The sequence below is a fragment of the Achromobacter sp. 1011791174 genome (genome assembly GCF_059760925.1).
The window spans coordinates 39,163-64,200 of the sequence record NZ_JCBANH010000019.1; the positions used below are offsets into that span (position 1 = coordinate 39,163).

The following is a 25,038-nucleotide window of genomic DNA, read 5'->3' on the forward strand; positions in this document are numbered from 1 at the left end:
TGAGCGGTCGAGCAAGAAAGCTCTCGATTATCGCCTATTGGCCTGCCAGACGCAAGCCAGACCGGCTCAAGAAATAAGGGACGCGCCAGATCCGCCCGATTCCCCGCCCTCGCGCGGCATTTCGGCAACAGGGGCGGCCGAGATGTCCTCGGGGCGGTTCACCACGCTGACCATCACATAGCTGATGATCATCAGCAGGAACCAGGAGCCCAGCTTGGCGATGGACACCATTTCCCAGCCGCCGGACTGGTTGGGATAGCGCCAGGCGTTGGCGAAGGTGCCGATGTTCTCGGCGAACCAGATGAACAAGGCCACCAGCACGAAGCCCAGCAGCAGCGGCATGCGGCGGTACTCGCGCCAGATGCGGAAATAGACCCAGGCGCGGCCGAACAGGAGCGCCGTCAGCGCGAACAGCAGCAGGCGGAAGTCGGCGATGAAATGGTGCGCGAAGAAATTCACGTAGATCAGCGCCGACAGCGCCAGCGTGGCCGCCAGCGGCGGGTGGGCGCGGAAGCGGAAATCGAACAGCCGCCAGACCCGCGCCAGGTAGCTGCCCACCGCCGCGTACATGAAGCCGGTGAACAGCGGCACGCCGCCGATGCGCAGCAGATTGGCCTCGGGATAGATCCAGGAGCCGGCCGAGGTCTTGAAGATCTCCATGACGGTGCCGACCGCATGGAACATCAGGATCACCTTGGCCTCGGCCCAGGTCTCCATGCGCAGCAGCAACAGCGCGGCCTGGATGCCCAGCGCGGCCAGCGTCAGGAAGTCGTAACGCGCCAGCAGCGCGTCCTTGGGATACCACCAGTGCGTACCCAGCAGCAGCGCGCACATCAGGCCGCCGAACAGACAGGCCCAGGCCTGCTTCGCGCCGAAGCGCAAGAATTCGTAGAGCGCGACGCCAAAACGGCCGCGGCCGGCCAGTTTCCCGGCCAGCCGCGCTTCCCATTGCTGCAATCCTGCGATGAGCGGCCAGTCGGAGGCCGCCGGATGCATCATGGAGGAATCAGCCTTCGACCACGGCGTAGGCCGAGTGGTTGTGGATGGATTCGAAGTTCTCGGCCTCGACGCGGTAGCGGGCGATGCCGGGGTGCGCGTTCAGGCGGGCGGCCACGTCGCGCACCAGGTCCTCGACGAACTTGGGATTGTCGTAGGCGCGTTCGGTGACGTACTTCTCGTCCGGGCGCTTGAGCAGGCCCCACAGCTCGCAGGAGCCTTCGTCCTCGATCAGGCGGATGACGCCGTCCATGCTGATGTCCGAACCCAGGATGGCCGAGACCGTGACGTGCGAGCGCTGGTTGTGCGCGCCGTACTCGGAGATGGCCTTCGAGCAGGGACAGAGGCTGGTGACCGGCACCTGCACGATCAGTTCGAATTCAACGCTGTCGCCCTGGGCGCGCGCGATCCACTGCACTTCGTAGTCCAGCAGGCTTTGCACGCCCGAGATGGGGGCGGACTTGTTGATGAAGTACGGGAAGGCCGCGGTGATGTCGCCGCGTTCGGCGTGCAGCAGCGGCAACATGTCGGCCGCCATCTGGCGGAACAGCTTGGGCGTCATGGGCGTGCTGCGGTATTTTTCCAGCAGGGCCACGAAGCGCGACATGTGGGTGCCCTTCTCCTCGGGCGGCAGGGCGACCGTGAGGGTCCAGTTGGCCACGGTGCCCTGGGGCGAACCGTCGGCGCTTTCGACCAGCATGGGATGGCGCACGCCGCGGATGCCGACGCGCTGGATCGGGATGTGACGCGTGTCCGTGGAACTCTGGACATCGGGCATCACGATGGCGGGATCAATCGGAGAATTCATTTCGGCTTACCTGTCTGGGAGGCGGGGCGGCGCTGCCGTGCCCGGCCCAGGAGTCTTTTGGAAGGGAGCCATTATCGCCCATACACCGGCAAGCGCCCGGGAAAACCCTTCTCTTTATAGGTTGGCGGGGCCGGAACAGACTGTTCCAGCCGGCCGCACAACCCCTCCGGCCTCAGCCCAGCAGGCTGGAAAACCGGGTGCGGATCGACTGCTCGATGCCGGAAGCGTCCAGGCCGACGCCGGCCAGCAGGGCGGATTGTTCGCCGTGGTCGATGAACTCGTCGGGCAGGCCCAGCTGCAACACCGGGATCAGCACACCGGCCGCGCTCAGCACTTCCAGCACGGCGCTGCCGGCGCCGCCCATGATGCAGGCCTCTTCCAGCGTGACCAGGGCGTCGTGGCGGCTGGCCAGGTCCAGGATCAGTTCGCGGTCGATCGGCTTGACGAAGCGCATGTCGGCCACCGTGGCGTCCAGCGCCTCGGCCGCGGCCTGCCCGGCCGGCAGCAGCGTGCCGAAGCCCAGGATGGCGATCTTGCGGCCCTCGCGGCGCACCACGCCGCGGCCCAGCTCGACCGTTTCCAGGCCGGGCGCCTCGGCCGCGCCACGGCCGGCGCCGCGCGGGTAGCGCACCGAGGCCGGGCCGGGATGCTGATAACAGGTGGACAGCAGCAGCCGCGCCTCGGCCTCGTCGGACGGCGTGGCCACCACCATGTTGGGAATGCAGCGCAGGAAGGCGATGTCGTAGTTGCCCGCGTGCGTGGCGCCGTCCGCGCCCACCAGGCCGGCGCGGTCCAGCGCGAAGGTGACGTCCAGGTTCTGCAGCGCCACGTCGTGGATCAGCTGGTCGTAGCCGCGCTGCAGGAAGGTGGAATAGATGGCGACCACTGGCTTCTGGCCCTCGCAGGCGATGCCGGCGGCGAAGGTCACGGCGTGCTGCTCGGCGATGCCCACGTCGAAGTAGCGCTGCGGGAAACGCTGCTCGAACTCGACCAGGCCGCTGCCCTCGCGCATGGCGGGCGTGATCGCGACCAGGCGCGAATCGGCCTCGGCCGTGTCGCACAGCCACTGGCCGAAGACCTGGGTGAAGCTGCGCTTGCCCGGACCCTTGGCCTGCTGGATGCCGACGGCCGGATCGAACTTGCCGGGACCGTGGTACAGCACGGGATCGGCCTCGGCCAGCTTGTAGCCCTGTCCTTTCTTGGTGACGACGTGCAGGAACTGCAGGCCTTGCAGCGCCTTCAGGTTCTGCAGCGTGGGCACCAGCGCGTCCAGGTCGTGGCCGTCGATCGGGCCTACGTAGTTGAAGCCGAATTCCTCGAACAGCGTGGCCGGCGTGACCATGCCCTTGGCGTGCTCCTCGAAGCGGCGTGCCAGTTCCAGCACCGGCGGCACGTGCTGCAGCACGGCGCGGCCGACGTTCTTGGCGGCGGCGTAGAAGCGGCCCGACATCAGCCGCGCGAAATAGCGGTTCAACGCTCCCACCGGCGGCGAGATCGACATGTCGTTGTCGTTCAGGATCACCAGCAGGTTGATATTGGGCGTGACGCCGGCGTTGTTCATGGCCTCGAACGCCATGCCGGCGGACATCGCGCCGTCGCCGATCACGGCGATGTGCTGGCGCTGCACGCCGGCGTTGCGCGAGGCCACCGCCATGCCCAGCGCGGCCGAGATCGAGGTGGACGAGTGCGCGGTGCCGAAGGCGTCGTATTCCGATTCGCTGCGCTTGGGAAAGCCGGAGATGCCGCCCAGCTGGCGCAGCTTGGCCATGCCGGCGCGGCGGCCGGTCAGGATCTTGTGCGGATAGGACTGATGGCCCACGTCCCAGACGATGCGGTCATGCGGCGTGTCGAATACCTGATGCAAGGCCAGCGTCAGTTCCACCGTGCCCAGGTTGGACGACAGGTGCCCGCCGGTCTTGGAGACCGATTCCAGCACGAATCCGCGCAGCTCCTCGGCCAGCCGTTTCAGCTCGCGGCGGTCCAGGCGCCTGAGGTCGGCCGGGGATTGGATGCTGTCCAGAAGTTCTGTCGTCATGCCTGTCGTCATGCTGTTGTTGCGGTTCGTTGCCCCGGCCTGCAGCCAGGCCGGGCATGTCAGGGATCAGCGATCCCGAAGTACGATGAAATCGGCCAGCTGGGCCAGGCGCAAGCCCGCGTCGCCCAGCGGTTCCAGCGCCGCCAGCGCGGTCGAGCGCAGTTCCCCGGCGAAGGCGCGCGCCTCGTCCAGGCCCAGCAGGGACACGTAGGTGGGCTTGTTCTCGGCGGCGTCCTTGCCCGGCGTCTTGCCCAGGCTGGCGCTGTCCGCCGTCACGTCCAGGATGTCGTCCACCACCTGGAAGGCCAGGCCCATGGCCTGCGCGTACACATCCAGCGCCTGGCGCGAGGCCGAGCTGGCGCCGGCCACGATGCCGCCCAGCGCCACGCTGCACGCCACCATCGCGCCGGTCTTCATGCTGTGCATGGTCTGCAGTTCGTCGCGCGACAGCGCACGGCCGACGCTGAACAGGTCAATGGCCTGGCCGCCGGCCATGCCCTGGCTGCCGGCGGCGCGCGCCAGCGACTGCGTGGCCTGCACGATCAGCGCGGGCGCGATCGGCATCGACGCCAGCAGGTCGAACGCCAGCGGCTGCAGGGCGTCGCCGGCCAGCATGGCGGTGGCTTCGTCGAACTGCACGTGGGCGGTGGGACGGCCGCGGCGCAGCGTGTCGTCGTCCATGCAGGGCAGGTCGTCGTGCACCAGCGAATAGGCGTGGATCAGTTCCACGGCCGCGGCCGCGCGGTCCAGCGAGGCCTCGATGGCGAGCACGCTGCCGCTGACGGGGCAGGCCTGGCCGGCCGCGTAGACCAGCGCCGCGCGCACGCGCTTGCCGCCGCCCAGCGTGGCGTAGCGCATGGCTTCGTGCAGGCGCGCGGGCAGCGCGTCGGCCGGGGGCAGCAGGTCGTCCAGGACGTCTTCGACGTGGCGGACACGGCCCTGCAGCCATTCCGGAAATGCGAGTTGAGTCTGCTTCATCCGAGTCTTATTCGTCGTCCAGCGCCGCCGGATCCAGCGGGCGCAGCAAGTCGCCCTCCAGCACTTTCACCTGCTGCTCGGCCTGCGCCAGGCGGTCCTGGCAGACGCGCGTGAGCTCGACGCCGCGGCGGTAGGCCGCCAGCGACTGCTCCAGCGGCAGCGAGCCGTCTTCCATGGCCGCGACCAGCGACTCCAGCTCGGCCAGCGCCGTTTCGAAATCCTGGGGCAAGGGGCGGTCGTCGACCTGCGGATCGGCTTGTGAAGGTTTGGCCAAAAGGGCCTCCGGGAACGCAATCGGGTGGATCAATCCGTGGATTGTACGAGATACCCACCGCCGGCCGCAGCGCTTGCGGGCCGGCCCCGCGCGGCGACGGCCGCGCGCGCCTCAGGCGCCGCCGGCCAGCCCTTCCACGGCATCGGCCAGCGATTGCGCGACGCGCCCGCGCAGCTCGGCCTCGCTGAGCAGGCTGGCGGGACCGCCACAGCTCATCACGAACACGCCCTCGCCCGTGAGCGAGACGAACGGCACCGCCACCGCGTTGATGTCCGACTGCCATTCGCCGATGGCGAAACAGCAGCCGGTCTCGCGCAGCTCGGCGCGCGCGCGGCAGATGACGGCATCGTCGGGGGCGGCCTCGCCCATGCGCGCCGCGAGCGCGGCGCATTCGTCTTCCGGCAGGCTGGCGAGGTAGGCGCGCCCCATGGCGCTGTCCAGGCTGGCGCGGTAGCCCACCGGCAGGCGCAGATACAGCGCGGACGAGCCGTGGACGGCCTCGACGTAGGTCATGGCGTCGCCGTCGAAGGCGCCCAGGGCCACGGCGCCGCCGGTCTGACGGGCCAGCTCGGTCATCGAGGCCTTGGCCAGCTCGCGCACTTCCAGGCCCGCCAGCAGGCCGTAGCCCAGCGCCAGCACGCCGTAGCCCGGCGAGTACTTGCCGGTGTCCGGGTGATAGCGCAGATAGCCCAGCTCGGTCAGCGTGTAGGTGATGCGGCTGATGGTGGGCTTGGGCAGGCCGGTCAGGCGGGCCAGGTCCAGGTTGCCCAGCGCGTTCACGCCATGGCGGAAGCAGCGCAGCACGTCCAGCCCGCGCGCCAGCGCGGTGATGAAGTCCGGCGAGGCCCCGCCCTCGCCCGTCACGGCCGCGCGCTTGCGCCGCGCGGGCTGGCTGAGCGCGAGTTTCTCGTCGGGCTTGGACGCAGGATGGGGGATGCGCTTGCGGTCAGAAAAGGATTGCATTTTCGTGCGCTTCGTTTTTATAGTTTATTTCGAATAACAAAACATAATTCCGTTAATCGAAATTCAGTAAGCGAAATTTAGTACGGCGCGAAAGATCTGGCAAGCCATCCGCAACGCCCCGGCCCATGGGGCGTCCGGCCGCCGCCCCGGTCTCGCGACCAGGATCCGTCCGACTGACTTCATGGGGAAAACATGATTCGCACTGGCATCAAACTGCTTGCCGCCGCCCTGCTCGGCGCGGCCGCGCTGAGCGCGCAGGCCGACACCTATCCGTCTCGTCCGATCAAGGTGGTCTCGCCGTTCCCGGCGGGCGGCGCCACCGATGTGTTGACCCGGGTGCTGGCTGAACGCATGGCCAAGGATCTGGGCCAGCCCATGATCGTCGAGAACAAGGCCGGCGCCGGCACCTCCATCGGCGCGGCCTTCGTGTCGCGCGAGGCGCCTGACGGCTACACCATATTGATGGCGACCAACTCGACGCTGGTCACCAACCGCTACCTGTACAAGGAACTGCCCTATGACCCGGACGGCTTCGCGCCGATCGGCATGGTGGGCGTCGGCCCGCTGGTGCTGCTGTCCAGCCCCAAGCGGCCCTTCGCCAGCACCAGGGATCTGGTCGACTACGCCAAGCAGAACCCGGGCAAGCTGACCTTCGCCACCTTCGGCCCCGGCACCTCGTCGCACCTGGCCGGCGAACTGTTCAAGCAGCGCGCCGGCATCGACATCCTGCATGTGCCGTTCAAGGGCGCGACCCAGGCGCTGCCCGCGTTGATCAGCGGCGACGTGGACCTGTTCTTCGACATGGTCGCCACCGGGATGCCGCAGGCCGCGGCCGGCAAGGTCAAGGTCTTCGCCATCACCAGCCCCGGACGGCTGGCGACCGAACCGGCGCTGCCCACGCTGGCCGAGCAGGGCTACCAGGGCTTCGACATGACGGCCTAGTTCAGCTTCGTGGCGCCGCGCGGCACGCCCGAGCCGGTGCTGGAACGGCTGCGCAAGGCGCTGGCGGACGCGCTGGCGGACGATGCCGTGAAGCAGCGCCTGCTCGGCATGGGCATCGATCCGCGCTCGGGCACGCCCGCCGAGCTGCAGGCCCAGATCCGCAACGAGCAGCCCATCGTCTCGCAGCTCATCAAGCAGGCCGGCGTCGCCCTGCAATAGGAACACCCTGACGCGCGGGCTAACGCCTCGATACAGCACGCGCGCGCCGCCGGCTGCTAGGGTGTAGGCAGGCTGCGGCCCGCGCCGCGGCCCCGCGAGCGGACGCCTTTCCCTGTCCGCGCAAGGAGCCCGATGCCCGAATCCGACGATCGATACGCCCGCCTGGACGCCGCCCGCTGGCTGGCCGCCGTGGCCGTGGTGATGCTGCATGGCGCCGCGACCGTGGTCAGCGACCCGGCAGCCTACGGCAGCGGCGCCTGGCTGGCGGCCAACCTGTACGACTCGGCGGCCCGCTGGTGCGTGCCGGTGTTCGTGATGATCAGCGGCGCCCTGCTGCTGGACTCCGAACGGCCGCAGGACGCGCGCCGCTTCTACAGCCGCCGCGTGGCGCGGATCTGCGCGCCGCTGCTGTTCTGGACGCTGTTCTACCTGCTCTGGCGCACGGCGCTGGACTGGATCGACGACGGCCGGCTGGACCTGTCCTTCTGGCCGCGCAAGCTGGCCCATGGCGAGCCCTACTATCACCTGTGGTACCTGTACATGATCGTGGGCCTGTACCTGTTCGCGCCGCTGGTGCGCGCGCTGGCGGCGCGCAGTTCGCGCCAGGCCCGCGCCCTGTGGGTCGTGGGCATCCTTGGCCTGGCGATCCTGGACGCGCTGTACCGCCGCGCGCTGGACGCCCCGCCCGGCTTCTTCCTGACCTGGTTCCTGCCCTATCTGGGGTATTTCGTCGCCGGACGCATGATCCACGCGGGCGAGCTGCGCATTCCCCGCCCCGGCCTGATGCTGGCGGCCAGCGTGGCCGCCACGGCCCTGGGCGTGTACCTGCTGTCCAGCTCACGGATGCTCAACACCTACTTCTATGACTACTTCAGCCTGACCGTGCCGTTCATGTCGCTGGCCGTGTTCCAGCTGATCGTGGACGCGCCGCGCCTGCCCCGGCTCGCGCGGCTGGCGCCGCTGACCTTCGGCGTCTACCTGATCCATCCGGTGTTCCTGGACCTGGCGCAGCGCGCGGGCCTGCTGCGCGGCGGCCACGGCACGGCCTGGACGCTGCCCTTGCTGACGGCGGCCGTGTTCGCCCTGTCGGCCGCGAGCAGCTGGCTGTTGCGACGTCATCCCGCGACCCGCAGGCTGGTCTGAAAGGCGTAGGCCGAATGGATCGACGCCCGCCGCCAGGCGCCCAGAACGAGCCCGTTTGCGCCAGGTCAAGCGCAACCCCGTCTCGCCCCGCCAAGTCCCTTGCGCCATCATGGGCGCGGGAAAAAGGGTTGGGGTACAATTCACGCCTTATTTGATCGGCCAGACACCGATTTTTCTTCGCGCCAGAACGGGCACATTGCGGACCCTGATAGCGGAAACATCGGCGGTAAGCGTCGGCAGCAACGACGGCATCCGCCGCTTCCCCGGCACCTTGGGGGAACCCGCGAGGCCCGGGGCGATCCCAAGGTGGGATACGGCCAGGGCTGCAGGCAAAGCTCAGCCCGCCTGGCTTTTTTACCCGAGCGGAGGGAATCATGACCGACATCGGTCGGATGGCACATGTCGTGCCAGCTCGCACCCAGCTACCCGTCAGCGCGTATTTTGACGAAGCCCTCTTTGCCCGCGAGCAAGAACTCATTTTCAAGCAATCCTCGCAGTACGTCGGCCACCAGAAGCTGGTGCCCGAAGTGGGGGATTGGCGTACCCTGGTCCAGGAAAACGGAGGGCGTGTGCTGGTTCGCAACCAGCAAGGCGTCGATCTCATCTCAAATGTCTGCCGCCACCGTCAGGCGCTGATGCTTGGCGGAGAAACCGGCAACGTGGCCGGCAACTGCAACACGCACGGCAGCCTGAAGGCCACCGGGGGCAACATCGTCTGCCCCCTGCACCGCTGGACCTACAACAACCAGGGCGAGCTGCTGGGCGCGCCTCAGTTCGACACCACGCCCTGCATGAACCTGCAGAAGTTCCGCCTGCGCGATTGCCACGGCCTGCTGTTCGAAGGCCCGCGCGATCCCGCCTCGGACATGGCGCCGCTGTTCGCGCGGCCGGAGTTCGACTTCGGCGACTACGTGCTGGACCATGTGGAAGTGCACCAGTGCAACTACAACTGGAAAACCTTCATCGAGGTCTACCTCGAGGACTACCACGTCGGCCCGTTCCATCCGGGCCTGGGCCGCTTCGTCACCTGCGACGACCTGACCTGGGAGTTCAACGATTGGTACAGCCTGCAGAAGGTCGGCGTGCACAATGCGCTGGCCCAGCCGGGTTCCGAGGTCTACAAGCAGTGGCATGACCGGCTGCTGTCGTTCCGCGAGGGCGACGCGCCCGATTTCGGCGCGGTCTGGGTCACGTATTTCCCGACCCACATGATCGAGCTGTATCCGCACGTGCTGGTGCTGTCCACGCTGTACCCGAAGAGCCCGCAGGAAACGGTGAACGTGGTCGAGTTCTACTACCCCGAGGAAATCGCCGCCTTCGAGCGCGAGTTCGTCGAGGCGCAGCGCGCGGCCTACATGGAAACGGCGATCGAGGACGACGAGATCGCCGAGCGCATGGACGCCGGCCGCAAGGCCCTGATGCTGCGCGGCGTGAACGAGACCGGCCCGTACCAGTCGCCCATGGAAGACGGCATGCAGCACTTCCATGAATGGTACCGGCGCACCATGGGAGAGCCCTGAAGCCCGCCCCCAAGCCTGCTTCCGAGCCGCCTCACGCACAAGGGCCTCGCGGATATCCGCGAGGCCCTTGTCTTTTCCCTGCGCGTTTGCGGCCCGTGGCCCGGCTTCAGCGTCCGGTGATGCCCGCCACCGTGCGCTCGCCGATCGCCAGGCCCACCGTCATGCCCACGCCCGAGTGCATCACGGCGACCGTGGTCGCATCGTCCACCGGCATGACCGAGAACGGCGCCGGGCCGTGCGCGCCATACACGCCCTGCCAGCGCTCGACCACGCGCAGCCGCGCGCCCAGCGCCTGCGAGGCCAGGTCCAGCATGGCGTTGTCGACCGCCTCGTCGTTGAACGGGGGCGCGTCCTGGCCGTACTGGTGCGAATCGCCGATGATCAGCTCGCCATAGGGCGTGGGGCTGACCAGCAGGTGGATGCCGTTATCCAGCAGCATGGGCGTGCGCGCCTGGATCACCTCGCGCAGCGCCAGCGCGGACGGCAGGTCCGAGAACGCGCCGTAGTGCACGCAGGACAGACCGGTCAACAGCGGCCGGTCCAGCGCGAACGGGGCCGACTCGAAGGCCGCGCGCAGCATCTGCAGACGCGTGACTTCCAGGTTCAGCGGCGCGAAGCGTTCCGGCAGCAGCGTCAGGTAATCATGACCGGGGCAGACGAACACATGATCGCCACGGAACTCGCCGGCAGTGGTCGCCACCCGGCCCTGCTCCACCGCGCGCGCCAGCGTGCCGGTGATGAAGGTCACGCCCAGCGATTCCGCCAGATAGCGGGTGATGGCGGGCAGCGCCTCGCGCGAATAGATCTGCAGATCGTCCAGGCCGCGCAGCGCGGCGCAGTGGTGCGCCAGGCGGCCGTCGTACAGCGCGGCGACCTCGCGGCCCGACAGCAGCTCGGCGCGATAGCCTTCCTGCCGCAGACGCGTGTCGGCGAACTCCTGCAGCACGTCGGCCTCGTCGGCGTTGCGCGCCAGCACCAGCGCGCCGTTGACGCGCACATGAAAGCCCGCCTTGGCGGCCAGGTCCAGCCACAGCTCGCGCGCCTGCTGCGCATGCGACAGCATCATGCCGGGCGCCTGGCCGGTCACGATCACCTGGCCAAAGTTGCGGATCGTGGCGCCGTGCGCCTGGCGGCTGCGCTCGATCACGGCCACCGACAGCCCGCGCTTGGCGGCCGCCCAGGCATGCGCGATGCCGAGCATGCCCGCGCCCACCACGATTACGTCAAAATTCTTCATGTGTAGAGAACCCACCTCCGAAGCGCTGGCGCGCTTCCCCCTCAAGGGGGCGCCGCGACGGACCGGCAAAGCCGGTTCCGTGCGGCCCCGCCCGGCTTCGGCGGGAAGCGTTTCAACGCGACGAAGAACGGAAAGGTGAAACTGAAAGGTGAACCGGGATGAAGCGGGCAGCGCCCTCGCGGCGCTGCCCTGCCGCCTGCCTGCTTACTTCTTCTTCGGCTCGGACTTGCCGTCGTAGCGCTTGGTCCACTCGGCGATGATGCGGTCGCGGTTGGTGGCGGCCCAGGTGAAGTCGTTCTTGATCATGCGCTTGGTCAGATCGGCCGGCAGGTTCGGGTTGGACGTGGCGATCGACGGGATGGCCAGCACGGCGAAGTTGGCCTTGTACAGCTCGTTGGCCTCGCGGCTGGCGGAGAAGTCGGCCAGCTTGCGGGCGGCTTCCAGATTCTTGGTGCCCTTGACGATGGCGGTGGCTTCGACTTCCCAGCCCAGGCCTTCCGACGGGAACACGGCTTCGACCGGCGCGCCGTCGGCCTTCAGCTTGGCGGCGCGGTAGTCGAACGAGACGCCGATCGGGAACTCGCCCGAGGCGGCCAGGTTGCAAGGCTTGGAGCCCGAGTGCGTGTAAGAGCCGATGTTCTTGTGCAGGGCGTCCATGTAGGCCCAGCCCTTCTCTTCGCCGAAGATCTGCAGCCAGGCGCTGACGTCCAGGAAGCCGGTGCCCGACGAGGCCGGGTTCGGCATGACGATCTTGCCGGCGTACTCGGGCTTGGTCAGGTCCTGCCACGACGTGGGCTTGGGCAGCTTCTGCTTTTCGGCCTCGACGGTGTTGAAGCAGATGGCGGCGGCGAAGCCGTCCATGCCGACCCAGGAGGGCTCGGCCTTGGCGTCACGCATGTTGGCGGCGATCTGGTCCAGGCCCTTGGGGGCGTAGGGCTGCAGCATGCCTTCCTTGTCCATCAGGCCCAGCGAGGTGCCGGCCAGGCCCCAGATGGCGTCGGCCTTGGGGTTGTTCTTCTCGGCCAGCAGCTTGGCGGTGATGATGCCGGTGGAATCGCGCACCCACTGGATCTTGATGTCGGGATTGGCCTTCTCGAACGCGGCCTGATAGGCCTTGATCTGGTCGGCTTCCAGCGCGGTGTAGACCGTCAGCGTGGTCTCGGCGGAGGCGGCGCCCATCACGCCCGACAGGGCGGCGGCCAGGGCAAGCAGCTTGTAGCGATTCATGTGTGTACTCCGTGGATGAGCGGAAAAAAGACTGATGAAGGTCACGCGGCTGGCCGGATGGCCGCCGCGCAGGTCGTGCGAAAACGTCGTGGTAAGGGGATCCGGCGCAGGCAGGCTCAGGGACGCTGGCCCGCCGCCAGCCGGCGTTCGATGTCGGAGATCACGGCCGGCAGGTCGGCCACCGTGTCGATCAGGTAATGCGGCGCGGCGCCGGACAGCTCGGCGTCGGCCCGGGCGCGGGCGGCGTCGCGACCAGCCTCGTCCAGGCTCAGGTATTCCTCCAGCGTCAGGCCGGCGGCGTTGCCGGACAGCAGCAGGCCCACCGTCCACATACCGGCGCGGCGGCCTTCCTCGATGCCGGGGGCGGTGTCGTCGACCTTGACGCAGGCGGCCACGTCGGACAGGCCCAGCTCGATCACGTTCTTCAGCGCCATGGCCGGCGCGGGACGCGCGCGCGGCACCTCGTCGCTGGCGACGATGCATTCGGGCTCCAGCCCCTCGGTGGCGGCGCGCTCGATCACGCGGCGCATCACGCTGGCCGGGTAGCCCGAGCACGAACCGATCTTCAGGCCGCGCTGGCGCAATGCGCGCAGCTGCTCGGCGGCGCCGGGAATCGCGGCCGAGTACTGCGCCACTTTTTCCAGCTGCATGGGCAGGAAGCGCTCGTAGATGGCGGTGACGTCGTCATCGGTCGGCAGGCGGCCGAAACGCGCCTCGTACTGGGACGCGATGGCGGGCAGGTCGCACAGCGTGCGGATGTGGTCCCACTTGCCCATGCCCATGGGGCCGCGGGCCACTTCCAGCGACATCTCCACGCCGAACTGCGCGAAAGCGTCGACGAACACTTTGGTGGGCGCGAAGGAGCCGAAGTCGACCAGCGTGCCGGCCCAGTCGAAGATCACCGCCTCCAGGCGGACGGGCAGGGTTTTGGCAGTCATGTAGTCATCCTTGTCTTGAATCGTTGCGGTCAGGCGGCGGCCGGGCGGCGCCAGGCCTGAGTGCGGGCCAGCATGGCGCGGCTGGCCAAATGCAGCGCCAGCGAGGCGACCGCCGAGCTGGCCATGATCACGGCGCACATGGCGGCGGCCGGGCCGATGAAGCCGGCGTCATCCATGTTCAGCACCGCCACCGCGGCCAGCACGGTCTTGGGGCTGTACAGGAACACCACGGCGGACACCGTCGTCATGGCGGACACGAACAGGTAGCGGGCCACGTCCAGCGCCGCGGGCAGGCACATCGGCAGCGTGACGCGCAGGAACGTGGTCAGGCGCGGCACCTTGAGCGAGGCCGAGGCGGCCTCGAACTCCGGATCCAGCGCGTTGAGCGCCGTGGTCGCGGTCAGGTGGGCGCTGGTGTAGAAGTGCACGATGGTGCACAGGACCAGCAGCGGCATGGTGCCGTACAGCAGGTTCAGCGGATTGGACGGGCTGTTGAAGAAGAAGATGTAGCCCAGGCCCAGCACCAGCCCCGGCACCGCCATGGGCATCAGCGCCAGCATGCCGGCCAGGCCGCGCAGGCCACGGGCGGCGGCGCCGCGCGCCGGCACCTTTTCCATCATCCAGGCGCCGCTGAACACCGCCGCCGTGCCCAGCAGGGCCGTGCAGAACGCCAACTCCAGGCTGTTGCGCCAGGCCAGCCAGCCGCCGCCGTCCATGTTGTCGAAGTCATAGGAACGCAGCGACATGGACAGGTTGTACGGCCACATCTTCACGAACGAGGCCCACACCGCCACGCCCACTATCAGCAGGATCAGCGCCGCCATGACGCAGGCCAGCGCCAGGAAGGCCGCGTCGCGCCGGCGGTTCGGGCCCGCCGCGTAGGGCTGGGCGCGACCGCTCATCTGGGCGCCCTGGCGGGCGCGCAGGCGGCGGTCCAGCACGAAGGTCAGCACGGCGGGCAGCAGCAGCATCAGGCCGATGGCCGCGCCCTTGGAGAAGTTCTGCTGGCCGACCACCGCCTTGTAGGCTTCCATCGCCAGCACGTTGTAATCGCCGCCCACCACCTTGGGCACGCCGAAGTCGGTGACGGTCAGCGTGAACACCACGCAGCAGGCCGAGAACACCGCATAGCGCGTGCCCGGCAGGGTCACGGTCATGAAGGTGCGCCAGTGTCCGGCGCCCATGGCGCGGGCGGCGTCGTAGAGCCGGCCATCGGCCAGGGCCAGGCCGGTCAGGAGGATCATCAGCGCATGCGGGAAGGTATAGAACGCCTCGCCGACCACGATGCCCCAGAAACCATAGATGGTGGCGCCGCCGGTCAGGCCCTTGAGCAGGCCCTGGTTGCCCAGCAGGTACACCAGCGCGATGCCGGGCAGCAGCGACGGCGCCAGCAGCGGCAGCAGCGCCGTGATGCGCAACAGGCCCTTGCCGGGCAGGCGGGTGCGCGTCAGGCCGTAGGCGAAGGCGTAGGCGGCGGGCACCACCAGCAGCGTGGTGACCATGCCCACGGCCAGGCTGCGCCCGACCATGGCGAGAAAACCGTCGCCGGCGATGATGCCGGTCATCACGGACAGCCCGACCCAGGCGCCGTCGCCGTCGGTCACGGACTTGATCAGGATGGCAAGCAGCGGGAGCGCCAGGAACAGCGCCAGCCCCAGCACCAGCGCGCCCTGCCCCAGGCCCAGGCCGGCGGAGCCGACCCAGCGCGGCAGCGGGCGGCGGCCCAGCGCGGGGAACGAGGCGGCGGGCGTCACCGGGGGCGCCGGCGTCAGGGGCGGCTGGCTCACGGCGGCGGGCGCGGCGTCGGCGGCGGGCGCGGAACCCGCGTCAAGCGTAGGCGCGAATCGCATGGCGCGGCAGCTCCACCCAGCAGCGGCTGGCGGCGTGAGGGCCCAGCAGGGCGTCTCCGGTTTCGGGGGACACGATGGAATGCACGGTAGCGCCGGGCACGCCTTCCAGGCGCAAGGCCAGGCGGTAGCCTCGGCCCAGGAACACGCCGTCGAGCACGTCGGCCAGCATGGCGTTGGGCTGTTCCGGCCGCACGGCGCTGACGCGCACGGCCTCGGGGCGCACGAACAGGCGGCCGGACGCGGCGCCCAGCGCCTCGTCCACGGCCAGTTCCTGACGGCCCACGCGGGCGCGGTGCGCGTCGATGCGCTCGAACGGCAGCCAGTTGGCCTCGCCCACGAAGTCGGCGATGAAGGCCGAGCCGGGCTGGCGGTAGAGTTCGCGCGGCGTGCCGAACTGCTCGATGACGCCGCCGTTCATGACGGCGATGCGGTCGGCCATGACCATGGCCTCTTCCTGATCGTGCGTGACCATCAGCGTGGTGATGGACAGGCGCTTCTGCAGCGCGCGCAATTCGATGCGCAGGTGCTCGCGCACGCGGGCGTCCAGCGCCGACATGGGTTCGTCCAGCAGCAGCAGGGACGGCGACGGCGCCAGCGCGCGGGCCAGGGCCACGCGCTGCTGCTGGCCGCCGGAAATCTGTCCCGGATATTTATTGGCGGCGCCGGCCAGGCCCACCAGCGTCAGCATTTCCTCGACCCTGCCCGCCACGTGCTTGCGATGCGCGCGCTTGCCGCTCAGGCCGTAGGCGACGTTCTGCGCCACGGTCAGATTGGGAAACAGGGCATAGGACTGAAACAGGATGCCGTAGTCGCGTTCCTGCGGCTCGGCATGGGAGATGTCGCGGCCGGACAGCGTGATGACGCCGCTGTCCTGGCGTTCCAGCCCGGCGATGGCGCGCAGCAGCGTGGTCTTGCCGCAGCCCGAGGGGCCCAGCAGGCAGACCAGCTCGCCGGCGCGGATATCCAGCGACACATCGGCCAATGCGGTGTGGGCGCCGAAGCGCTTGACCAGGTTGCGTACCGTCAGGAAGCCGCCGCGCGCGCCGGGCTGGCCGCTGCGCGCCGAGGGCGGCGTTTCCGGGGACGCTGCCGCCGAAATAGAGTCGCTGTCGTGTTGGGGCATGACGCCTCCGGTAGGGGAACAGCGGCAGTATGGGAGCGGCTTATTGTGCGTTTATGACACTTCGCACAAAGGTAGTAATAAAAACATCAAATTATTTTGGTGTACTGGCGATCCTGCGAAATCCGCGCTCCCCTCGCCTGTACCGTGCTCGTCGCCGAACTCAAATCCTTCTATGCCGTGGCCCGCTGCGGAACCGTCACCAAGGCCGCCGCCCAGCTGGGCGTCAGCCAGCCCACGGTGACGGGCCAGCTGCGCCAGCTCGAATCGCGCTACGGCGTCGAGCTGTTCCACCGGCAAGGGCGCGGCATGCGGCTGTCGGACGCCGGCCACAGCCTGATGCCGATGGTCGAGAAGCTGGTGCAGCAGGAAACCGAGATCGATTTCCGGCTGCGCGACGCCAGCGACCTGCGCGAAGGCAACCTGCGGGTCGGCGCCACCGGACCGTTCTACATCATGGACACGGTGCGGCGGTACAACCAGCGCTATCCGGGCATCGACCTGACGCTGGTCATCGGCAATTCGCAGAGCATGCTGCAGGCGCTGCACGACTATCAGATCGAGATTGCCACGTCCTCGTTTCTGATGGATGACAAGCATTTGTATCGGCGCCTGATCGCCGCCGACCCCATTCGCGTGGTCACGCACCGCGACCACCCGCTGGCGCGGCGCGGCCGTGTGTCGCTGGCCGACCTGTCCGAACACGCCCTGCTGTTGCGCGAGCCCGGCTCGATGACGCGCCAGCTCACCGAGGAAGCGCTGCGACAGGCCGGCGTCAGCGTGCGCCGCACGCTGGAGATCGGCAGCCGCGAGTCGATCCGGCAGGCCATCCTGAGCGACCTGGGGATCAGCCTGATCCCCTCGCGCGAAATCCCTTCCCATCCGGACCTGGCCGCCCTCGACATCGAGGGCGCCGAGATCGTGATGCACGAATACCTGTACTGCCTGCGCGAGCGCCAACCGGTGCAGCTGATCGCGCGCTTTCTGGAGATGGCGCCTGCCGCCGGCTGAGCCCGGCCGTCGAGCGCTTCCCCCTTGCGGCCACTCAGGAGACAACCATGGCCTTGACCTTGCAAGACATCGAGCAGCTGTTCCTTGAACGCGGACATCGCTCCTACGACGGCGAGTCCGTCAGCCACCTGCGCCACGCGCTGCAGACCGCCGCGCTGGCCGAGCGCCACCACGCCGGCCCCGAACTGATCACCGCCTGCCTGCTGCACGACCTGGGGCACCTGATCGCCGACCGGCCCGGCACGCCCACGCTGCGCGGCCTGGACGACAAGCACCAGTACTTCGTGCTGCCCTTCCTGCGCGGCCTGTTCGGCCCGGGCGTGCTGGAGCCGATCCGGCTGCACGTCGAGGCCAAGCGCTACCTCTGCTATCTGGAGCCCCACTATGAAGCGTCGCTCTCGGAGGACTCGAAGCGCAGCCTGGCGCTTCAGGGGGGCAGCTTCGATGCGGGCCAGGCGCTGGATTTCGCCAGCCTGCCGGGCGCGCCGGATGCGATTCGGCTGAGACGCTGGGACGACATGGCCAAGGTGCCGGGGCTGATCACGCCCTCGCTGGAGCATTACCTGGAGATCGCCGAGAGCGTGTCGACGCGGGCGAAGCTGGCGGCGATCCACTAGAAAACCGCGCCTGCCTCGCGCCCGGGTCGGCGTCGGCGCTCTGCAAGACCGGCCGGACGCAGCAAAAAAAAGCCAGGGCATCGCCCTGGCTTTTCTCTTTCATGCCGGCCGGCAAGGACCGGCGCCCCGCCCTCAGGCCACGGCGCCCGTGGCCACCGGACGCGACGGGTCGCTGCACCACTCGCTCCACGAGCCCGGATACAGGCGCGAACCGGACAGGCCGGCGATTTCCATGGACAGCAGATTGTGGCAGGCGGTGATGCCCGAGCCGCACTGATGCACGATGGCGGCCGGATCGCGGCCCGCCAGCAGCGCCGTGAACTCGGCGCGCAGCTGCTCCGGCGCCTTGAAGCGGCCGTCGGTCCGCAGGTTCTCGCCGTTGGGGCGGTTCAGCGCGCCCGGGATGTGGCCGGCCACCGGGTCCATGGGTTCGACCTCGCCGCGATAGCGGTTGGCGGCGCGCGCGTCGATCACGGTAAAGGCGGGCTGGGCGATATTGGCCAGCACCGTGGCGGCATCCACCGTCGCGGCCAGCGACGCGCCCGGCTCGACGGGCTGGCCCGGCCGCGCCGCCACGCCCGGCTCGGTCGAAACGGGCAGGCCGGCCGCGGTCCAGGCCTGCCAGCCGCCGTCCAGCACCGCCACGCGCTCATGGCCCAGCCAGCGCAGCATCCACCACAGATGGGCGGCGTACATGCCGCCGCTGGCGTCATAGGCCACCACCAGGGTCTGCGGCGTGACGCCGTGAGCGGCCATCAGCGCGCCGAATTCCGCGCGCGACGGCAGCGGGTGGCGGCCGTTCTTGCCCGTGCGGGGGGCGGCCAGCTCGGTCTCGTGATCGAGGTAGCGGGCGCCGGCGATATGGCCGGCCTCATAGGCCTGGCGGCCGGCGGCATGGTTCATCAGGTCGTGGCGCACGTCGAACACGCGCAGGTCGGCGCCGCCCAGGCGCTCGGCCAGTTCGGCGGCGGAAATCAGGGTCATCGTCATCGGTCGGACTCCTCTTGCTGAATTCGGATGGACGGCCGGGACTCAGGCCGGTTTGGGATCGCGCATGGTGCGCCAGACCGACAGCAGTCCGGCGAAGATGATCAGCGCCATGCCGGCCCAGGCCAGGCCGTCCAGGCGGTCGCCCCACAGGCCCATGCCCAGCAGCGCCGCGAAAATGATGGTGGAGTACTGCAGGGCGGCGGTCAGCAGCGCCGAGCCCAGGCCGAAGGCCCGCGTCATCGCCAGCTGGCCGAACAGGCCGGCCACGCCCACGCCCACCAGTGCGGCATAGCCGGGCCAGTCGGCCTGGCCCCAGCCGTCGAAGCCCAGGCCGGCGGCGCTGGACAGACAGACCGCCACGGAAAAGAACAGCACCGTGCGCCATTCGGGCTCGCCGATGCGGCCGAGCTGACGGATCTGCATCATGGCGACGGCCGACATCGCGCCGGCCGTCAGCCCCAGCAGCGCCGCCAGCCATTGGTCGTCGTTGATGCTGGGACGCAGCACGGCGATCACGCCCAGGAAGCCCAGCGCCACGGCGGTGATGCGCACGGCGTCGCGCTGCGCGCCGCCCCAGCCCAGCATCCAGCAGGCGATGAACAGCGGCGCGGTGTAGTTCAGGCTGGTGGCGGTGGCCAGCGGCAGGTGGGCGATGGCATAGAAGCCCAGCCACATCGAGGTGACGCCGGACAGGTTGCGCCACAGGTGCAGCTTCCAGCTGGTGGGCACGATGGACTGGCGTCCGGCGCGCGCCCAGATCAGCAGCAGGATGACCGAAGGCAGGCCGCGGAACAGCACCACCAGCGGCAGCGACGCGCCGTGCTCGGTGCCGAGCTTCACGAACGACCCCATGATGGCGAACATGGCTGACGCCACCAACATCCAGAGAGCCTGCATGGGGACCTGCGCTAGGTAAAAAGTGAAGGGAACCGAGGGAAAGCGATACTATACTCCCCGTCACCGGAGGCGGCGCCGGCGGTCGGGGAACTGGCGGCCCGCCTTGCAGTCCAAGCCGAACTATCCTGCTCGCAGAGGAACATAAAAAGCATGAAACGCATCGTCTTGTTCGTCATCACCAACCTGGCTGTGATGCTGGTCCTGTCGGCCACGCTGCGCATCCTCGGGGTGGACAGATACATCACCGCGCAGGGCCTGAACCTGCAGGCGCTGTTGGTGTTCTCGGTCGTCGTCGGCTTCACCGGCGCGATCATCTCGCTGCTCATCAGCAAGCCCATGGCCAAATGGAGCACCGGCGCGCAAGTGCTGGATCCGAACGCCCCGCGCAATCAGCGCGAGGCCTGGCTGCTCGATACCGTGCACCAACTGGCCGATCGCGCCGGCATCGGCCGTCCCGAAGTCGCCATCTACGAAGGCGCGCCGAACGCCTTCGCCACCGGCGCGTTCAAGAACGACTCGCTGGTCGCGGTATCCACCGGTCTGCTGGAAAGCATGACCGAAGAGGAAGTCGCCGCCGTGCTGGCCCACGAAGTGGCCCACATCGCCAACGGCGACATGGTCACGCTGACCCTGATCCAGGGCGTGGTCAACACCTTCGTGGTGTTCCTGGCGCGCGTGGTCGGCTACTTCATCGACCGCGTCGTGCTCAAGAACGAGCGCGGCATGGGCATCGGCTACTACGTCACCGTGCTGGTCTGTGAGATCATTTTCGGCATCCTGGCGTCGATCATCGTCGCCTGGTTCTCGCGCCAGCGCGAATACCGCGCCGATGCCGGCTCGGCCCACCTGATGGGCGCCCGCGAACCCATGATCCGCGCCCTGGCCCGCCTGGGCGGCGTCGAAGCCGGCGAACTGCCCAAGTCCTTCGAGGCCTCGGGCATCACCGGCAAGGGCGGCCTGGCCGCGATGTTCGCCTCGCACCCGCCGATCCCGGCCCGCATCGCGGCGCTGCAGCAAGCCCGTCCGGCCTGATTCCGGCGCCCGCGAGGGCGCTGATGGTCCACAGAAAAAAAGCCCGCGCAAGCGGGCTTTTTCCTGCCCGCAAGCCACGGCGCGCCTGCGATACGCACGCATCCAGCCCTTGCGGCGCCGAAGGTCCCCTGCCCCGTTCCTAGCGAAATCCCTAGGTGCCAAGTGAATTGACAGCGCTGTCAATTACACTGAAACTAGCTTCGCCGACAAGCCGTCGGCCAACGACATACAAGCCGACCCGCCCACCCGCGGCACGCGGCGACAGGAGACAAGTCATGGCAACACCTCCCTGCCCCCCGGCAGCGGACGGCGCTGGCGCGCGCCTCCGGCATCGCTCCCCCATGCGCCTGCCCTTCCTCCGGCCGCTGCTCATGGCCGGCCTGTTGAGCGCCGCCGGCGCGGCCCAGGCGTATGACATCACCACCAGCCCGCACCTGTTCGGCGACTGGGGCGGCCTGCGCACCAGCCTGTCCGAGCGCGGCATCGACCTCAACCTCGGCTATACCGGCGAGGCCGCGCACAATTTCAGCGGCGGCAAGGACAAGCTGACCCGCTACACCGACCAGTGGGTCTTCGGCGCCACGCTGAACCTGGACAAGCTCTGGGGCTGGCGCGGCGGCACCTTCCAGATGACCATCACCGACCGCAACGGCCGCAATCTGGGCGCCGACGCCGGCATCGGCAACAACATGCTGATCCAGGAGGTCTACGGCCGTGGCCAAACCTGGCACATGACGCAGTTCTGGCTCAACCAGTCCTTCCTGGACAACCGGGTGCAATGGAAATTCGGCCGCATGACGGTAGGCGAGGATTTCGCAAGCTTCTCCTGCGACTTCCAGAACCTGACCTTCTGCGGCTCGCAGCCCGGCAATCTGGTGGGCAGCTACTGGGTCAACTGGCCAACCAGCCAGTGGGCCACGCGCCTGAAGGTCAGCACGTCGGAACAGACCTATCTGCAGGCCGGCGTCTATCAGGTCAACCCGAAGTACGTGGACGACGGCTACGCCCGCCGCCACGGGCTGTCGCTGGACAATCCCGGCGGCACCACCGGCGCGCTGATCCCGCTGGAATTCGGCGTGCTGCCGTCCTGGAACGGACTGCCCGGCTCCTACAAGTTCGGCGCCTGGTACAACACCTCGCAGGGCAAGGATCTGTACCAGGACGTGAACGGCGACGCGCGCGGCCTCACCGGGCTGGCGCCGCGCGAACGCAACGGCCAGTATGGCTTCTACCTGAACTTCGAGCAGCAGGTCAGCGGCGCCGCCGGCGCGCGCGGCGCCTCGGTGTTCCTGAACTTCTCGCAGGCCGACCGTGCCACCGCGGCGCAGGATCACCAGCTCGCGCTGGGCCTGCAGTACAAAGGGCCTTTCGGGCAGCCGCGCGACGTGGTCGGCGTGGCCATCGGCGCAACCCACAACAATGGCCGCTACGCGCGCTACGTGAGGCAGCAGGACCAGCGGCTGGACACGCGAACCACGGTGGGCGACGGCTATGAGTACGTGGCCGAGGCCTACTACAGCTGGTCGCCGGTTCCGTCCATCTACCTGCGGCCCAACCTGCAGTACATCCGACATCCGGGTGGCACGTCCAGCAACCACGACGCCTTCATCATCGGGCTGAAGACCGGCATCACCTTCTGAGCGCAACGAGGAGACAGACATGACCCTATCTTTCCGCCGCCTGCTGGCCTGCGCCCTGGCGCTGCCCGCCGCCCTGTACGCCGGCGCCGCCGCCCACGCCAGCAAGGAAGCGCCCGTGATCGGCTTTTCCATCGACGACCTGCGCGTCGAGCGCTGGACCCGCGACCGCGATTACTTCGTGCAGGCCGCGACCGCCCTGGGCGCCAAGGTCAGCGTGCAATCCGCCAACGCCAACGAGGCGCGCCAGATCGCACAGCTGGAGAACCTGATCGCCGAGGGCGTGGACGCGCTGGTGATCGTGCCCTTCAATTCCAAGGTGCTGAGCAACGTGATCGCCAAGGCACGCAAGAGCGGCATCAAGGTCATCGCCTACGACCGCCTGATCCTGGGCGCGCCGCTGGACGCCTATGTCTCGTTCGACAACGTCAAGGTCGGCGAAATGCAGGCGCAGGGCGTGATCGACGTGGTGCCCAAGGGCAATTACTACCTGCTGGGCGGCGCCTCCACCGACAACAACGCTCGCCTGTTCCGCGAAGGACAGATGAACGTGCTCAAGCCACTGGCGGACAAGGGCGACATCAAGATCGTGGGCGAGCAATGGACGCCGGAATGGGATCCGTCCAAGGCCCAGGCCATCATCGAGAACGCGCTGAACGCCAATAGCAACAACATCCAGGCCATCGTCGCCTCGAACGACGGCACGGCCGGCGGCGCGATCCAGGCGCTGACCAGCCAGAAGCTGGCCGGCAAGGTCGCGGTGTCGGGCCAGGACGCCGACCTGGCGGGCGTGCGCCGCGTGGCGGCGGGCACGCAGACCATGACCATCTACAAACCGCTCAAGAGCATCGCCAGTACCGCCGCGCAGGTGGCCGTGGAACTGGTGCAGGGCAAGCAGCCCGCGTTCAACGCCAAGCTCGACAACGGCAAGGGCCAGGTGGACAGCATCCTGCTCAAGCCCACGCTGCTGACGCGCGACAACCTGGACATCCTGGTCAAGGACGGGTTCTATACGGCGGAACAGATCGCGGGCAAGTAGCCGCGACAGGAGATGGGTGATGGAACAGCAGCCCCTGTTTGAAATGCGCGGCATCGTCAAGGAATTCTCGGGCGTGCGCGCGCTGTCCGGCGTCAGCCTGGCCGTGCGGCCGGGCGAATGCCTGGGCCTGTGCGGCGAGAACGGCGCCGGCAAGTCCACGCTGATGAAAGTGCTGTCGGGCGTCTATCCGCACGGCAGCTACGAAGGCCAGATCCTCTGGGAAGGCCGCGAGCTGCGCTCGCGTTCCACCCGCGACAGCGAGCGCGCCGGCATCGTCATCCTGCACCAGGAGCTGATGCTGGTGCAGGAGCTGAGCGTGACCGAGAACATCTTCCTCGGCAATGAGCTGAAGCTGCCTGGCGGGCGCATGGACTACCCGGCCATGCACCGCCGCGCGGCCGAGCTGCTGGCGCGGCTCAAGCTGGACGACGTCAACGTGGGCGCGCCAGTGATGCACTATGGCAACGGCCATCAGCAGCTGTTCGAGATCGCCCGCGCCCTGGCCAAGCAGGCGCGCCTGCTGATCTTCGACGAGCCCACGTCCTCCCTCAGCGCCAAGGAGATCGAGGTGCTGCTGGCGATCATCGAGGACCTGAAGCGCGCCGGCGTGGCCTGCATCTACATCTCGCACAAGCTCGACGAGGTCAAGCGGGTCTGCGACACCATCACCGTGATCCGCGACGGCGAGCATGTCGCCACCCGGCCGGCGGCGGCGCTGGACGAGAACGGCATCATCGGCCTGATGGTGGGCCGGGAACTGACCTCGCGCTTTCCCCGCACCGAGCGCCAGCCCGGCGAGGTGGTGCTGGAAGCGCGCGGCGTGACCTGCTGGGACGTCACCAACCCGCGCCGCAAGCGGGTGGACGATGCCGGCCTGCAGGTGCGCGCCGGCGAGATCCTGGGCATCGCCGGCCTGGTGGGCGCGGGCCGCACCGAACTCGTGTCCGCGATCTACGGCGCCTATGCCGGCCGCAGCGAGGCGCAGGTCTGGGTGCAGGGCCGCCCCGTGCGCATCGGCTCGCCGGCCGACGCCATCGCGCAGGGCATCTGCCTAGTGCCGGAGGACCGTAAGCGCCATGGCATCGTGCCGCAGATGAGCGTGGCCGAGAACATCACGCTGGCGACCCTGGCCGACCACGCGCGCGCGACCCGCGTCGACGCGCAGTCGGAACTGGCCGCGGTCGAGCGCGAGATCGCGCGCCTGCGCATCAAGACCGCGAGCCCCGGCCTGCCCGTGGCCAGCCTGTCCGGCGGCAACCAGCAGAAGGTGGTGCTGGCGAAGATGGCGCTGAAGAACCCCCGGGTGCTGATCCTGGACGAGCCGACGCGCGGCGTGGACATCGGCGCCAAGTACGACATCTACAAGCTGATCTTCGATCTGGCCGACCGCGGCGTGGCCATCGTCATGGTGTCCTCCGAGCTGCCCGAGATTCTGGGCATGAGCGACCGCGTGCTGGTCATGAACGCCGGCCGCGTCGCCGCCGAATTCCCCATCCAGGGCCTGACGCAGGAACGCGTGCTGGCCGCCGCCCTGAACACCGAACCGCTGCGGCACGCCGCCTGAA

At 68.6% G+C, this 25,038-nt stretch carries 21 protein-coding genes and 1 pseudogene; 9 read left to right on the forward strand and 13 right to left on the reverse strand.

Features of this window, described 5'->3' with window-relative positions:
* Positions 1-66: 66 nt before the first annotated feature.
* The 6 genes from AC6LJ5_RS09610 to AC6LJ5_RS09635 form a co-directional block, all read right to left on the reverse strand.
* Entirely contained in the window at positions 67-999 is a 933-nt protein-coding gene (locus tag AC6LJ5_RS09610) for a DUF817 domain-containing protein (RefSeq protein ID WP_498140339.1), read from the reverse strand.
* Between the two features lie 7 nt (positions 1,000-1,006).
* Positions 1,007-1,804 carry a GTP cyclohydrolase FolE2 gene (gene folE2 / locus AC6LJ5_RS09615; protein ID WP_103273432.1) on the reverse strand — a complete coding sequence of 266 codons (798 nt, stop codon included), beginning with the start codon at positions 1,802-1,804 and terminating at the stop codon, positions 1,007-1,009.
* Positions 1,805-1,976: 172 nt separating this feature from the next.
* Positions 1,977-3,839 (reverse strand): 1-deoxy-D-xylulose-5-phosphate synthase, encoded by a 1,863-nt coding sequence (dxs, locus tag AC6LJ5_RS09620; RefSeq protein WP_498140340.1) that lies wholly within the window; start codon positions 3,837-3,839, stop codon positions 1,977-1,979.
* Positions 3,840-3,905: 66 nt separating this feature from the next.
* Positions 3,906-4,817: a polyprenyl synthetase family protein gene (locus tag AC6LJ5_RS09625; protein ID WP_103273430.1), complete on the reverse strand. Its 912-nt coding sequence runs from the start codon at positions 4,815-4,817 to the stop codon at positions 3,906-3,908.
* A gap of 7 nt (positions 4,818-4,824) precedes the next feature.
* The gene (locus AC6LJ5_RS09630) at positions 4,825-5,091 is read right to left on the reverse strand and encodes an exodeoxyribonuclease VII small subunit (RefSeq protein ID WP_103273429.1); all 267 of its coding nucleotides are present in this window, start codon (positions 5,089-5,091) and stop codon (positions 4,825-4,827) included.
* A 111-nt stretch (positions 5,092-5,202) separates the two neighbouring features.
* On the reverse strand, positions 5,203-6,054 hold the full coding sequence (locus AC6LJ5_RS09635; RefSeq protein WP_103273428.1) for an IclR family transcriptional regulator: 852 nt from the start codon (positions 6,052-6,054) through the stop codon (positions 5,203-5,205).
* A 192-nt stretch (positions 6,055-6,246) separates the two neighbouring features.
* Between AC6LJ5_RS09635 and AC6LJ5_RS09640 the strand changes: the two are divergent.
* The 3 genes and pseudogenes from AC6LJ5_RS09640 to AC6LJ5_RS09650 all read left to right on the forward strand — a co-directional run bounded on the left by AC6LJ5_RS09640 (position 6,247) and on the right by AC6LJ5_RS09650 (position 9,878).
* Positions 6,247-7,215, forward strand: a pseudogene (locus tag AC6LJ5_RS09640) (Bug family tripartite tricarboxylate transporter substrate binding protein).
* A gap of 132 nt (positions 7,216-7,347) precedes the next feature.
* Positions 7,348-8,358 (forward strand): acyltransferase, encoded by a 1,011-nt coding sequence (locus tag AC6LJ5_RS09645; RefSeq protein WP_498140341.1) that lies wholly within the window; start codon positions 7,348-7,350, stop codon positions 8,356-8,358.
* A gap of 374 nt (positions 8,359-8,732) precedes the next feature.
* Positions 8,733-9,878, forward strand: a complete 1,146-nt coding sequence (locus AC6LJ5_RS09650) for an aromatic ring-hydroxylating oxygenase subunit alpha (protein ID WP_103273425.1) — start codon at positions 8,733-8,735, stop codon at positions 9,876-9,878.
* Positions 9,879-9,984: 106 nt separating this feature from the next.
* Here the strand turns inward: AC6LJ5_RS09650 and AC6LJ5_RS09655 are convergent, their stop codons facing one another.
* The 5 genes from AC6LJ5_RS09655 to AC6LJ5_RS09675 form a co-directional block, all read right to left on the reverse strand.
* A complete protein-coding gene (locus AC6LJ5_RS09655; protein ID WP_498140342.1) occupies positions 9,985-11,115 on the reverse strand; it encodes a TIGR03364 family FAD-dependent oxidoreductase in 1,131 nt (376 codons plus the stop codon).
* A 204-nt stretch (positions 11,116-11,319) separates the two neighbouring features.
* A complete protein-coding gene (locus AC6LJ5_RS09660) occupies positions 11,320-12,342 on the reverse strand; it encodes a putative 2-aminoethylphosphonate ABC transporter substrate-binding protein (RefSeq protein ID WP_498140343.1) in 1,023 nt (340 codons plus the stop codon).
* Positions 12,343-12,458: 116 nt separating this feature from the next.
* The gene (gene phnX, locus AC6LJ5_RS09665) at positions 12,459-13,280 is read right to left on the reverse strand and encodes a phosphonoacetaldehyde hydrolase (RefSeq protein WP_103273422.1); all 822 of its coding nucleotides are present in this window, start codon (positions 13,278-13,280) and stop codon (positions 12,459-12,461) included.
* A 29-nt stretch (positions 13,281-13,309) separates the two neighbouring features.
* Positions 13,310-15,130, reverse strand: coding sequence for a putative 2-aminoethylphosphonate ABC transporter permease subunit (locus AC6LJ5_RS09670; protein ID WP_103273421.1), 1,821 nt, complete (start codon positions 15,128-15,130; stop codon positions 13,310-13,312).
* Entirely contained in the window at positions 15,108-16,253 is a 1,146-nt protein-coding gene (locus AC6LJ5_RS09675; protein ID WP_392409632.1) for a putative 2-aminoethylphosphonate ABC transporter ATP-binding protein, read from the reverse strand. The genes AC6LJ5_RS09670 and AC6LJ5_RS09675 overlap by 23 nt, the downstream gene beginning before the upstream one ends.
* A gap of 144 nt (positions 16,254-16,397) precedes the next feature.
* On the opposite strand from AC6LJ5_RS09675, the gene AC6LJ5_RS09680 reads away from it, so the two are divergent.
* A complete protein-coding gene (locus tag AC6LJ5_RS09680; RefSeq protein ID WP_103276376.1) occupies positions 16,398-17,261 on the forward strand; it encodes a LysR family transcriptional regulator in 864 nt (287 codons plus the stop codon).
* Positions 17,262-17,308: 47 nt separating this feature from the next.
* Positions 17,309-17,878: a phosphonate degradation HD-domain oxygenase gene (locus AC6LJ5_RS09685; protein WP_103273420.1), complete on the forward strand. Its 570-nt coding sequence runs from the start codon at positions 17,309-17,311 to the stop codon at positions 17,876-17,878.
* A gap of 132 nt (positions 17,879-18,010) precedes the next feature.
* Here the strand turns inward: AC6LJ5_RS09685 and AC6LJ5_RS09690 are convergent, their stop codons facing one another.
* A complete protein-coding gene (locus AC6LJ5_RS09690; RefSeq protein ID WP_392409633.1) occupies positions 18,011-18,868 on the reverse strand; it encodes a sulfurtransferase in 858 nt (285 codons plus the stop codon).
* A 42-nt stretch (positions 18,869-18,910) separates the two neighbouring features.
* On the reverse strand, positions 18,911-19,765 hold the full coding sequence (locus AC6LJ5_RS09695) for a DMT family transporter (RefSeq protein ID WP_103273418.1): 855 nt from the start codon (positions 19,763-19,765) through the stop codon (positions 18,911-18,913).
* A gap of 150 nt (positions 19,766-19,915) precedes the next feature.
* Here AC6LJ5_RS09695 and htpX point away from each other — a divergent pair, with 150 nt between their 5' ends.
* The 4 genes from htpX (at position 19,916) to AC6LJ5_RS09715 (ending at position 25,037) form a co-directional block, all read left to right on the forward strand.
* On the forward strand, positions 19,916-20,797 hold the full coding sequence (htpX, locus tag AC6LJ5_RS09700; protein ID WP_103273417.1) for a protease HtpX: 882 nt from the start codon (positions 19,916-19,918) through the stop codon (positions 20,795-20,797).
* 341 nt (positions 20,798-21,138) lie between these two features.
* Positions 21,139-22,437 (forward strand): carbohydrate porin, encoded by a 1,299-nt coding sequence (locus tag AC6LJ5_RS09705; RefSeq protein ID WP_498140344.1) that lies wholly within the window; start codon positions 21,139-21,141, stop codon positions 22,435-22,437.
* A 19-nt stretch (positions 22,438-22,456) separates the two neighbouring features.
* Positions 22,457-23,473: a D-xylose ABC transporter substrate-binding protein gene (xylF, locus tag AC6LJ5_RS09710; RefSeq protein ID WP_103273415.1), complete on the forward strand. Its 1,017-nt coding sequence runs from the start codon at positions 22,457-22,459 to the stop codon at positions 23,471-23,473.
* Positions 23,474-23,492: 19 nt separating this feature from the next.
* Positions 23,493-25,037 carry a xylose ABC transporter ATP-binding protein gene (locus AC6LJ5_RS09715; protein ID WP_103273414.1) on the forward strand — a complete coding sequence of 515 codons (1,545 nt, stop codon included), beginning with the start codon at positions 23,493-23,495 and terminating at the stop codon, positions 25,035-25,037.
* Position 25,038: the final 1 nt, after the last annotated feature.

Bases quoted from the DNA above. Each gene is read 5' to 3' on its own strand.
- AC6LJ5_RS09610 (WP_498140339.1), bottom strand. From the start codon at position 999: ATGATGCATCCGGCGGCCTCCGACTGGCCGCTCATCGCAGGATTGCAG.
- folE2 (WP_103273432.1), bottom strand. From the start codon at position 1,804: ATGAATTCTCCGATTGATCCCGCCATCGTGATGCCCGATGTCCAGAGT.
- dxs (WP_498140340.1), bottom strand. From the start codon at position 3,839: ATGACGACAGAACTTCTGGACAGCATCCAATCCCCGGCCGACCTCAGG.
- AC6LJ5_RS09625 (WP_103273430.1), bottom strand. From the start codon at position 4,817: ATGAAGCAGACTCAACTCGCATTTCCGGAATGGCTGCAGGGCCGTGTC.
- AC6LJ5_RS09635 (WP_103273428.1), bottom strand. From the start codon at position 6,054: ATGCAATCCTTTTCTGACCGCAAGCGCATCCCCCATCCTGCGTCCAAG.
- AC6LJ5_RS09645 (WP_498140341.1), top strand. From the start codon at position 7,348: ATGCCCGAATCCGACGATCGATACGCCCGCCTGGACGCCGCCCGCTGG.
- AC6LJ5_RS09650 (WP_103273425.1), top strand. From the start codon at position 8,733: ATGACCGACATCGGTCGGATGGCACATGTCGTGCCAGCTCGCACCCAG.
- AC6LJ5_RS09655 (WP_498140342.1), bottom strand. From the start codon at position 11,115: ATGAAGAATTTTGACGTAATCGTGGTGGGCGCGGGCATGCTCGGCATC.
- AC6LJ5_RS09660 (WP_498140343.1), bottom strand. From the start codon at position 12,342: ATGAATCGCTACAAGCTGCTTGCCCTGGCCGCCGCCCTGTCGGGCGTG.
- phnX (WP_103273422.1), bottom strand. From the start codon at position 13,280: ATGACTGCCAAAACCCTGCCCGTCCGCCTGGAGGCGGTGATCTTCGAC.
- AC6LJ5_RS09670 (WP_103273421.1), bottom strand. From the start codon at position 15,130: ATGCGATTCGCGCCTACGCTTGACGCGGGTTCCGCGCCCGCCGCCGAC.
- AC6LJ5_RS09675 (WP_392409632.1), bottom strand. From the start codon at position 16,253: ATGCCCCAACACGACAGCGACTCTATTTCGGCGGCAGCGTCCCCGGAA.
- AC6LJ5_RS09685 (WP_103273420.1), top strand. From the start codon at position 17,309: ATGGCCTTGACCTTGCAAGACATCGAGCAGCTGTTCCTTGAACGCGGA.
- AC6LJ5_RS09690 (WP_392409633.1), bottom strand. From the start codon at position 18,868: ATGACGATGACCCTGATTTCCGCCGCCGAACTGGCCGAGCGCCTGGGC.
- AC6LJ5_RS09695 (WP_103273418.1), bottom strand. From the start codon at position 19,765: ATGCAGGCTCTCTGGATGTTGGTGGCGTCAGCCATGTTCGCCATCATG.
- htpX (WP_103273417.1), top strand. From the start codon at position 19,916: ATGAAACGCATCGTCTTGTTCGTCATCACCAACCTGGCTGTGATGCTG.
- AC6LJ5_RS09705 (WP_498140344.1), top strand. From the start codon at position 21,139: ATGCGCCTGCCCTTCCTCCGGCCGCTGCTCATGGCCGGCCTGTTGAGC.
- xylF (WP_103273415.1), top strand. From the start codon at position 22,457: ATGACCCTATCTTTCCGCCGCCTGCTGGCCTGCGCCCTGGCGCTGCCC.
- AC6LJ5_RS09715 (WP_103273414.1), top strand. From the start codon at position 23,493: ATGGAACAGCAGCCCCTGTTTGAAATGCGCGGCATCGTCAAGGAATTC.